Origin of the sequence: Kitasatospora putterlickiae, assembly GCF_039527695.1 — a bacterium.
GTDB classification, from domain to species: Bacteria; Actinomycetota; Actinomycetes; order Streptomycetales; family Streptomycetaceae; genus Kitasatospora; species Kitasatospora putterlickiae.
Window position 1 is genome coordinate 5,010 of the sequence record NZ_BAAAKJ010000322.1, and the last position, 8,338, is coordinate 13,347.

Sequence of the window (8,338 nt, forward strand, 5' to 3'; positions counted from 1 at the left end):
GCGGCCGGCCCGGACCCTGTTGGCGCTGCCGGTGCGTCGGGCTAAGTCAGGAGATACAGCCGGACTTCGCCACGCTGATGCACCCGGACTTGGCGACGCTGATGCAGCCGTCCTTGGCGCCGCCGTCCGAGTTGACGGCGACCCAGCGCTTCCACTTGTCGTCCTGGGTCATCCGCTTGATGAGCTGCTCCATTCGGACCTCCTCGTGTGTGCCGGTCTTCCGACGGCGCGGATCGGCGCCGCCATCGGCGACAGTAAAGCGATGGTCAAGGAAGTGTCAATGACGGGTCATCAGACTCGGCCACGGCCCACCTGACGTAGAGTCAGTTCGGGCCGCACGTCCCCGACCGAGGAGGCATTCCGTGACCACCACCGCCAACCCCGGCTCCTCCCCGCCCCCGGTGCCCGAACTGCCGCCCGAGGCGGTCGAGGAGTGGCGCGCCGAGGAGGCCGAGCTGATCGAGCTGATGGCCCGCACCCGGCGGCGCCTCGGCGGGGTGGCCGCGTTCCGGATCGGCCCGCGCCCCACCGTCCTGGTCACCGACCCCGAGGCCGTCCAGCACGTGCTCGGCCGCCACCCCGAGCGCTACGTCAAGCGCTCGCACCGCGCCCGGATGATCGCCGGCGACGGCGTGCTGTCCGCGACCGGCGACGCCTGGAGGCGCCAACGGCGGGTGCTCCAGGCCCAGTTCACCGGCCCCGGGATGCGCCGCTACGAGCAGCGGATCGCCGCCGCGGCCCGCCGCACCGCCGACCGCTGGGCCGGGTACGCGCGCACCGCGGAACGCGTCGACATCGGCGAGGAGATGCGCCACTTCGCGCTCGACACCATCTGGCGCGCGCTCACCGGCCACCCGCTGGACACCGCCACCGAACGCGAACTGGACCGCATCCCCGCCGTCGTCGCCGCGCTCCCCCAACTGCCCGACGGCGACCACGCCAGCGACGCCGTGGCCGGCGACCTGGCCCGGATCGACGCCGTCGCGCACGCCGCCATCGACGCCGCCCGCCGCCGCGAGGACGGCCCCGACGGCCCCGGGGTGCTGCGCGACCTGCTCGACGCCGCCGACCGGCACCCCGAGTACACCGACCGGCTGATCCGCGACGAGCTCGTCACCCTGCTCGTCGCCGGACACGAGACCACCGCCACCACCCTCACCTGGCTCCACCTGCTGCTCGACGCCAACCCCGGAGCCCGCGCCCGGGCGCTCGCGGCAGGCCCCGAGGGCTCGCCGGAACGGCGCGAGGCGGTGCAGGCGCTGGTCAGCGAGACGCTGCGGCTCTACCCGTCCGCGTGGATCCTCCCCCGGCACGCGCTCGCCGACGACACCCTCGCCGGTCACCGCGTCGAAGCCGGCACCGACCTGCTGGTCTGCCCCTACCTCACCCACCGCGACCCGGCGCTGTGGCCCGATCCGGAGCGCTTCGACCCCGCCCGCTTCACCCCCGGCGGCGCCCGCCCCGCCCACCTCGGCGCCTACTTCCCGTTCGGTCTGGGCGCCCGCGCCTGCCTGGGCACCCAGTTCGCCCTGCGCGAGTCCACCGCGCTGCTCGAACTCCTGCTCCCCGCCCACGAGGTGCGGTTCCTCGGCACCCCGCCGGGCTCCGTCTACAGCATCACGGTCCGCCCGGACGGCCCGACGCCGGCGGTCGTGACGGCGGCCGGAGCGGGCTGAGCGGCGGGCGTTGCGGCTCAGCCCGTCCTCGCCGAAAAGCAGTGGCCCGGTTCTCGGCGCGGGGGCTACGCTCCCGGCCACCATGCGGCGCGCGCGCCGCGGCCCCCTCCAGAACCGGACCGTCCCGTCATGACCGATGCCCTGCTCTCCGGACTCCTCGCCGGTTACGGCGTCGCCGTGCCGGTCGGCGCGATCTCCGTCCTGGTCGTCACCCTCGCCTCGCGCGTCTCGCTCGGCCGGGGCCTGGCCGCCGCGCTGGGGGTCGCCACCGCCGACGGCCTGTACGCGCTCGCGGCGGTGCTCGGCGGCGCGGCGATCGCGCCGGTCATCGCGCCGGCCGCCGGTGCGCTGGAGACCGTGGCCGCCGGGGTGCTCGTCCTGCTCGCCGCCCGCGGCCTGTGGACGACGTTCCGCGACCACCGGGAGGCGGACGGCGCGCCGCCGCCGTCCCCGGACTCGCCCTGGCGCACCTACGCGGCCCTGCTCGGGCTGACCCTGCTCAACCCGCTCACCGTCGTCTACTTCACCGCCCTGGTGGTCGGCGGCCACGCCGGCCCGGGCCCGCTCGCCCCGGGGCTGGCCTTCGCGCTCGCCGCCTTCGCCGCCTCGGCGAGCTGGCAGGTCCTGCTCGCCACCGGCGGCGCCCTGCTCCGCCGCGCCCTCACCGGCCCCCGCGCCCGCCTGCTCACCGGCCTCGCCGGTCACACCGTGGTCCTCGCCCTGGCCCTGCGGCTCGCGCTGGCGGCCTGAGACGGCACCTCGGCCGAGGGCCCCGGGCCGGCCGGTGTCAGTTCCACGGCTCCTGGTCGGGGTCCCCGCCCAGCACGTTCGCGGCGGCCGCGCAGAGGTCCCGGCCGTAGATCTGGCCGCCCCCGCTCCCGGAGCCCCACAGGTCGGACGCGGCCTGGGTCACGGAACGCCAGGTGAGACCCTCGTCGACGCGCCAGACGCGGATCTGCCTGGCCATCTCCGAGGTGATCGTCGCCGGATCCGCGGTGCCGTGTGTCATTCCACCGAGTCCACTGACCACTGACGGCGGGAACGCGGTCAGTGGTGCGCCGTGCGGCGGAACTCCGAGGGCGGGCAGCCGTAGTGGGCGTGGAAGCGGCGGGTCAGATGGGCGTGGTCGGTGAAGCCGGCGGTGGCGGCGACGTCGGCGAGGGGCAGGGCCGTGCGCGCGGTCAGCTGGCCGGCCACCTCCAGGCGGACGGCGAGCAGTTCGGCCTGGAAGGAGGTTCCGGCGGCGGCGAGGGCGCGCTGGAGGGTGCGTGGGGCCAGGCCGAGCAGGGCGGCCGTCGCGGCCAGGCGCCAGGTGCGGGCCGGGTCACGGGCGACGTGCGCGCGGACGGCGTCCAGCGGGCGCGGGTCGGGGGCGGCGGGGCCGTCGGACCAGCTCAGCCGCCACCCGGCGGCCCGGGCCGCGCCCGTGCGCAGCGCCTCGACGCGGGGCGTGCTACCGGCCGCGGCCGCCGTTCCGGCCACGTACAGCGCGCACACGAGCAGGGACTCGGAGGGGACGGGATTCTTTCCGAGGGAAGGGATATGGCGGATGATCAGGGATGACCCGTCGCTCGACAGCGCCCGCCGGGTCCGGTGTCCGGCGTGGAACCAGGGTTCCACCAGACCGACGCGGTCCAGGAGTTGCGGCAGGTCGCCGCAGCGGGACAGCTCGGCGAGCAGCGGGTCGTCGGCCAACAGTCCTTCGGCGGCGGCGCGCAGCGCGGTCGCACCGTGTGCCGCGAGGGCCGCCACCAGTCGCGCGTGCAGCCGCTCCGGCACCGGCAGGCCGTCGCCCAGCAGGCGTTCGACGCGGCGTCCCGGTTCGCCGGCGTGCCGTGGGCCGAGCGTGCGCAGCACCGCCCGGGCCATCGTCGGGCGGACCGAGCGCGCCATGTCGACGCCGGATCGGGGCATGGCGCGATCGTACAAGCGGACCGGACGCCGTCGCTCCACCATGGCCGGCGTGAACCTTGGCTCTCAGCGCATCCTCGTCACCGGCGGCACCGGCGGAGTCGGACTCGCCCTCGCCGAATCCCTGACCGCCCTCGGCGCCACGGTCGTCACCTGCGGCCGCACCGCCTGCGGCCCGCACGCCGTCCGCGCCGACCTGGCGGTGCCCGGGGAGGCGGTCCGGGTCGTCGGCGAGGCCGTCGACCGTCTCGGCGGGCTGGACGTGGTGGTCGCCAACGCCGGTGTGCAGCACCGCACTCCGCTCACCCTGGGCCCCGATCCGGAGGCCCTCGCCCTCGCCCGGCAGGAGATCGAGGTCAACCTCGCCTCGGTGGTCGAACTCGCCGCCGCCGCTTGGCCGCACCTCGCCGCCGCGTCGACGCCGGGCGGCCCGCCGGGCGCCGCGTTCGTCGCCGTCACCTCCGGTCTCGCGTACGCGCCCAAGCAGAGCGCGCCGGTCTACTGCGCCACCAAGGCGGGCGTCCACATCCTGCTGGAGTCGCTGCGCCACCAGGCGCGGACGACCAGCCCGGGCGTGCGGGTGCAGGAGGTCGTGCTGCCGCTCGTGGACACCGCGATGACCGCCGGCCGCGAGGGCCCGGCCCGCAAGCTCAGCCCGGCGCAGGCCGCCGACGCGATCGTTCGGGGCCTCGTGCGCGGACGCCCGGTGGTCGCCGTCGGCGCCTCCCGCACCCTGCTGGCGCTGCTGCGGCTGGCGCCGTCCGCCGGCCGCCGCGTCCTGCGCGACGGCTGAACGGGGCGGGGTGGGGGTGGCGGCTATGCTGCGGCGCATGGACATCGTGATTCCGCTCTTCGAGGGGTTCGAGCCCCTCGACGCGATCGGCCCCTACGAGATCCTCGCGATGGTGCCGGGTGCCACCGTGCGCTTCGTCACCGCCGAACCCGGCCTGGTGCGGGACGCGTTCGGCGCGCTGCCGGTGCACGTCCCGACCGCGTACGGCGAGGTGGAGCGCTGCGACGTCCTGCTGGTCCCGGGCGGCGGCGGCATCCGGCCCATGCTGGCCGACCCCGCCTTCCTCGACTGGGTCCGCCGCGTCCACGCCGGCACCCGGTTCACCACCTCGGTCTGCACCGGCTCCGTGGTCCTCGGCGCGGCCGGCCTGCTCAAGGGCCTGACCGCGACCACCCATTGGGCGGCGACCGCCGAACTGGAGTCCCACGGCGCCGTCTACACCGCCGACCGGGTGGTCCGCCACGACCGTCTGATCACCGCGGCCGGGGTCTCCTCGGGCATCGACATGGCCCTCCGGCTGTCCGCCCTGCTCACCGACGAGATCACCGCCCAGGCCATCCAGCTCTGCACCGAGTACGACCCGCAACCCCCGTTCGACACCGGCTCGGTGGCGAAGGCCCCGGCCGAGGTCGTGGCGCGCGCCGGCACCCTCGGCTAGCGCGGATCCCTTCGGACGGTCGACGAGCGCTTCGGGTTCGGCCCCCGGCCGGCCACCGCATTCCCCGGCGCAATCCCCCGGCGCGCGCTGTGGCCGCGCGCCGGGGGCGCACGCCGACACACCGGCTGCCGGGGAGGGACAGCGCGGGAGCCGGGTAGGAGGGTGGAGGACCGGAGGCGGCGCCGCAGCACGGGCGCCGCTCCCCGCCCGCTGTCCCGCAGGCCCCACCGTTCGCACAAGGACGTGCCCATGAGCGACGACCCCGCCCAGCTCGCCGTCACCGACCAGATCAGGGCCGCCGGCGAGCACGCCGAGCGCCTGCTCATCGCCTCGGGCCGCCCGGCCCCGGTGCGGACCACCCCGGCCCAGGCCCCGCCCTGGTTCCGGGAGACCCGGGCGGTGATGCTCCGCGCCGAGGAGGACGGCAGCCTGCGCCACTGCGACCACCTGGCCTCCCCCCAGCCGACCGCCATCCTGGCGGAGGCGCCGGACCGGCTGGTCTGCTGGGACTGCTACACCAAGGCGCAGGCGCTGCGCAGCTGCCACATCTGCGGCGGCCCGGCGGGGACGCGGTCCCTGCACGGCGGCGTCGAGGCGGTGATCCGCGGCCCGGCGGCCGTCTACTCCCGCGTGATCTGCCGCTCCTGCGCCGAACCGGCGGGCCCCCGGGGCACCTTCGGCAACGGCCGCTGACCTGTCGTGCGCGGGCTCGGCGCGAAGGGGGACGGACCGGGGGCGCCGGCCCGTCAGAACGCGGCCGGCGCCGGCTCGCCGAGCAGCACCGGCAGCGTGCGGTGCCCGTTGGAGATCAGCGAGTCGACCGGCTCCAGCCGCGCGCCCGGAGCGAACGCGAGGCCGGGGAATCGCGCGAACAGCCCGCTCAGCGCGATGCGCCCCTCCAGACGGGCCAGCGGCGCACCGAGGCAGAAGTGCGGGCCGTGCCCGAAGGCGAGGTGGTCCTTGACCGGCCGGGTGACGTCGAACGCGGCGCCGCTGTCCCCGTAGCGCGCCGGGTGGCGCCCCGCGGCCGCGTAGCCGCCCAGGATCGGCTCGCCACGGCGCACCGTCACCCCGCCGGGCAGCTCGATGTCCTCGACCGCGAAGCGCAGCGGCAGGTGGGCGAGCGGGGCGTCGCGCCGCAGCGCCTCCTCCACCACGTCGTCCCAGCCGGCCTCGCCCGCGCGCACCAGGGCGAGCTGATCGGGGTGGGTGAGCAGGTCGGTGATGCCGTTGTCGATCAGGTTCACGGTGGTCTCGTAGCCGGCCGTGACGATCAGCAGCAGGGTGTCACGCAGCTCCTCCTCGCTCAGCGCGGCGGAGCCGCCCTCGGAGTCGGTGTCGCGGGCGGCGATCAGCAGGGAGGTCATGTCGTCGCCCGGCACGCGGCGCTTGGCGGCGATGAGCTCCTCCAGCAGGGCGTGGAACTCCGCCGCGTTGGCCGCCGACTCCTCGGGGGTGAGGGTGGTGGCGAACACCTTGTCGACCACGCCCCGGAAGCCCTCGGTCACTTCGCGCGGCACGCCCAGCAGCTGGGAGATCACCCGGATCGGCAGCGGATGGGCGAAGCGCTCGCGCAGGTCCACCACCTCGCCGGGGGCGCTCGCGGCCAGGTCGTCCAGCAGGGCGCCGGTCAGCTCCTCGACGCGCGCCGTCATCGCGGCGACCTGGCGGGGCGTGAAGGCGTTGCCCACCAGTCGGCGCAGCCGCCGGTGGTCGGCGCCGTGCGCGTTGAACATGTTGCGCACGCTCACCCAGAGCGCCAGCGGCCAGGTCCGCACCGCCTCGTCGAACGCGGGCCAGTGCGCCAGGCCGTCCTTGGAGACCCGGGGGTCCTTGAGCAGTTCCTCCAGCAGTGCGGGGTCGGACACCGACCAGGCCCGGACGCCCAGGATGTCGACCGGTGTGGCCGGACCGCGTGCGAACAGCTCGGCGGTCTCGGCCTCCCGGGCCCGGCCGGTCGGGTCGAGCACGATCGGGTCGAGCGCGTTCAGGCCGAGCGCGTTCGGGTCAGGTACGAGACGCTGCACAGGGGTCCTCCAGTCGATGCGGTACAGGTGCGCGGTCGTCCGCCGCGCGTCGGAGCGGAAGGCGGGCCGGTGCGCGGGAAGTCGACTCCGCCGACTTCCCGCGCACGGCGGGGACGTCCGGGGCGGGGGCGGTCAGTAGTCCCAGACCACCGGCACGAAGCGGAAGGTCCCGCTGCCGGCGTCCGCCACGTGGCAGACGGACGGGAAGGGCAGGTGGCTGGCCATCAGCTGTCCTCCGGTCGCCGCCATTTCCGTCAGGAGACGGATCCGGACGCGGGCCGACTCCTCGGGATCGTGGTCGAAGCCGTTGTGCCAGTCGGGCTTGTCGAACCCGCACTGGAACACGGCGTCGCCCGCGAACGTCAGCCGGTCGCCGCCGGACTCCAGCCGGATGATGCTGTGGCCGGGGGTGTGACCGCCGGTGCGGCGGATCAGGACGCCCGGCGCCACCTCGTACTCCTTCTCGAACGGCCGCAACTGGCCGCGGTACACGTCGAGGAACCGCGAGGCGGTCGTGCGGAGCACGTCCGGCACCGGTGCGGGCATGTCGGTGCGAGAGAAGTCCGGCGCCGCCCAGAACTCGGCCTCGGCCGCCGCCAGGTGGACCCGCAGATCCGTACGCAGCCGGCCCCGCAGCCCCTCGACGAGCAGCCCGCCGATGTGGTCCATGTGCAGGTGGGTGAGCACCACGTCGGTCACCGACGCCGGAGCGACACCGGCGGCGACCAGTCGCGCGGCCAGCTGTCCGGCCCGCGGGAAGCCGGGGAACTCCGTTCCCAGGCCCGAGTCGATGAGGATGGTCCGGCCGCCGCTGCGCACGACGGCCACGTTCAGCGGCCAGTTGATCGACTCCAGCGGCAGGTACACGTCGCCGAGCCAGGCCTTCAGGTCGGCCGGGGCGGCGTTGGTGGCCAGCGTCGTGGGGGAGATCGGCAGCACGCCGTCGCTGATCACCAGCACATCGATGTCGCCGACCTTCAACGCGTAGCGCGACGGGACCGGTTCGTCGTGTCCCGGCGCGTGCGGGTGGGCGGGGCTGACCTGGGTCATGGGTGTTCTCCTTACGAAGGGCGTCGGCCGGAGTCCTCGACGGCGCCACCGCGGGCGGCACCGTCCGGTCATCCCTACAGACCGGTCAGCGGCCCGGTCTGTGACAGTGGTCGGGCCTCCACTTCGTTCGGCGCGACCGACCTCGCTCACCGGGCCGCCAGCAGCGACTCCAGGCCGGCGGTGTCCCCGGCCCGGGCGGCCGCGACGAAGGCCGCCAGCAGCC

General features: G+C 75.6%; 10 protein-coding genes. 5 read left to right on the plus strand and 5 right to left on the minus strand.

Translation table 11 applies throughout. The features are described 5' to 3' along the window. Positions 1-46: 46 nt before the first annotated feature. Positions 47-193, minus strand: a complete 147-nt coding sequence (locus ABD308_RS30470) for a hypothetical protein (RefSeq protein WP_344342057.1) — start codon at positions 191-193, stop codon at positions 47-49. Positions 194-362: 169 nt separating this feature from the next. Between ABD308_RS30470 and ABD308_RS30475 the strand changes: the two genes are divergently transcribed. Together ABD308_RS30475 and ABD308_RS30480 are read left to right on the plus strand one after the other, a co-directional pair. Further along, the gene (locus tag ABD308_RS30475; RefSeq protein WP_344342060.1) at positions 363-1,676 is read left to right on the plus strand and encodes a cytochrome P450; all 1,314 of its coding nucleotides are present in this window, start codon (positions 363-365) and stop codon (positions 1,674-1,676) included. Between the two features lie 129 nt (positions 1,677-1,805). Beyond that, on the plus strand, positions 1,806-2,426 hold the full coding sequence (locus tag ABD308_RS30480) for a LysE family transporter (RefSeq protein ID WP_344342063.1): 621 nt from the start codon (positions 1,806-1,808) through the stop codon (positions 2,424-2,426). A gap of 37 nt (positions 2,427-2,463) precedes the next feature. On the opposite strand, the gene ABD308_RS30485 is transcribed toward ABD308_RS30480, so the two are convergent. Further along, on the minus strand, positions 2,464-2,685 hold the full coding sequence (locus ABD308_RS30485) for a hypothetical protein (RefSeq protein ID WP_344342066.1): 222 nt from the start codon (positions 2,683-2,685) through the stop codon (positions 2,464-2,466). A gap of 38 nt (positions 2,686-2,723) precedes the next feature. Beyond that, positions 2,724-3,590: a helix-turn-helix transcriptional regulator gene (locus tag ABD308_RS30490; protein ID WP_344342069.1), complete on the minus strand. Its 867-nt coding sequence runs from the start codon at positions 3,588-3,590 to the stop codon at positions 2,724-2,726. 49 nt (positions 3,591-3,639) lie between these two features. On the opposite strand from ABD308_RS30490, the gene ABD308_RS30495 reads away from it, so the two are divergent. From ABD308_RS30495 to ABD308_RS30505, 3 genes are all read left to right on the plus strand, one after another. After that, positions 3,640-4,380 carry an SDR family NAD(P)-dependent oxidoreductase gene (locus tag ABD308_RS30495; RefSeq protein WP_344342073.1) on the plus strand — a complete coding sequence of 247 codons (741 nt, stop codon included), beginning with the start codon at positions 3,640-3,642 and terminating at the stop codon, positions 4,378-4,380. A gap of 37 nt (positions 4,381-4,417) precedes the next feature. Further along, positions 4,418-5,038 carry a DJ-1/PfpI family protein gene (locus ABD308_RS30500; RefSeq protein ID WP_344342076.1) on the plus strand — a complete coding sequence of 207 codons (621 nt, stop codon included), beginning with the start codon at positions 4,418-4,420 and terminating at the stop codon, positions 5,036-5,038. Positions 5,039-5,287: 249 nt separating this feature from the next. Continuing rightward, positions 5,288-5,731 (plus strand): hypothetical protein, encoded by a 444-nt coding sequence (locus ABD308_RS30505; protein WP_344342085.1) that lies wholly within the window; start codon positions 5,288-5,290, stop codon positions 5,729-5,731. Positions 5,732-5,784: 53 nt separating this feature from the next. On the opposite strand, the gene ABD308_RS30510 is transcribed toward ABD308_RS30505, so the two are convergent. Then, complete coding sequence (locus ABD308_RS30510; protein ID WP_344342088.1) at positions 5,785-7,065, minus strand: cytochrome P450 family protein; 1,281 nt, start codon at positions 7,063-7,065, stop codon at positions 5,785-5,787. A gap of 132 nt (positions 7,066-7,197) precedes the next feature. Continuing rightward, positions 7,198-8,115 (minus strand): MBL fold metallo-hydrolase, encoded by a 918-nt coding sequence (locus tag ABD308_RS30515; protein WP_344342091.1) that lies wholly within the window; start codon positions 8,113-8,115, stop codon positions 7,198-7,200. Between the last annotated feature and the right edge of the window lie 223 nt (positions 8,116-8,338).

Coding starts and splice junctions, on each gene's coding strand:
- ABD308_RS30480 (WP_344342063.1), top strand. CDS start 1,806: ATGACCGATGCCCTGCTCTCCGGACTCCTCGCCGGTTACGGCGTCGCC.
- ABD308_RS30515 (WP_344342091.1), bottom strand. CDS start 8,115: ATGACCCAGGTCAGCCCCGCCCACCCGCACGCGCCGGGACACGACGAA.
- ABD308_RS30470 (WP_344342057.1), bottom strand. CDS start 193: ATGGAGCAGCTCATCAAGCGGATGACCCAGGACGACAAGTGGAAGCGC.
- ABD308_RS30490 (WP_344342069.1), bottom strand. CDS start 3,590: ATGCCCCGATCCGGCGTCGACATGGCGCGCTCGGTCCGCCCGACGATG.
- ABD308_RS30505 (WP_344342085.1), top strand. CDS start 5,288: ATGAGCGACGACCCCGCCCAGCTCGCCGTCACCGACCAGATCAGGGCC.
- ABD308_RS30485 (WP_344342066.1), bottom strand. CDS start 2,685: ATGACACACGGCACCGCGGATCCGGCGACGATCACCTCGGAGATGGCC.
- ABD308_RS30500 (WP_344342076.1), top strand. CDS start 4,418: ATGGACATCGTGATTCCGCTCTTCGAGGGGTTCGAGCCCCTCGACGCG.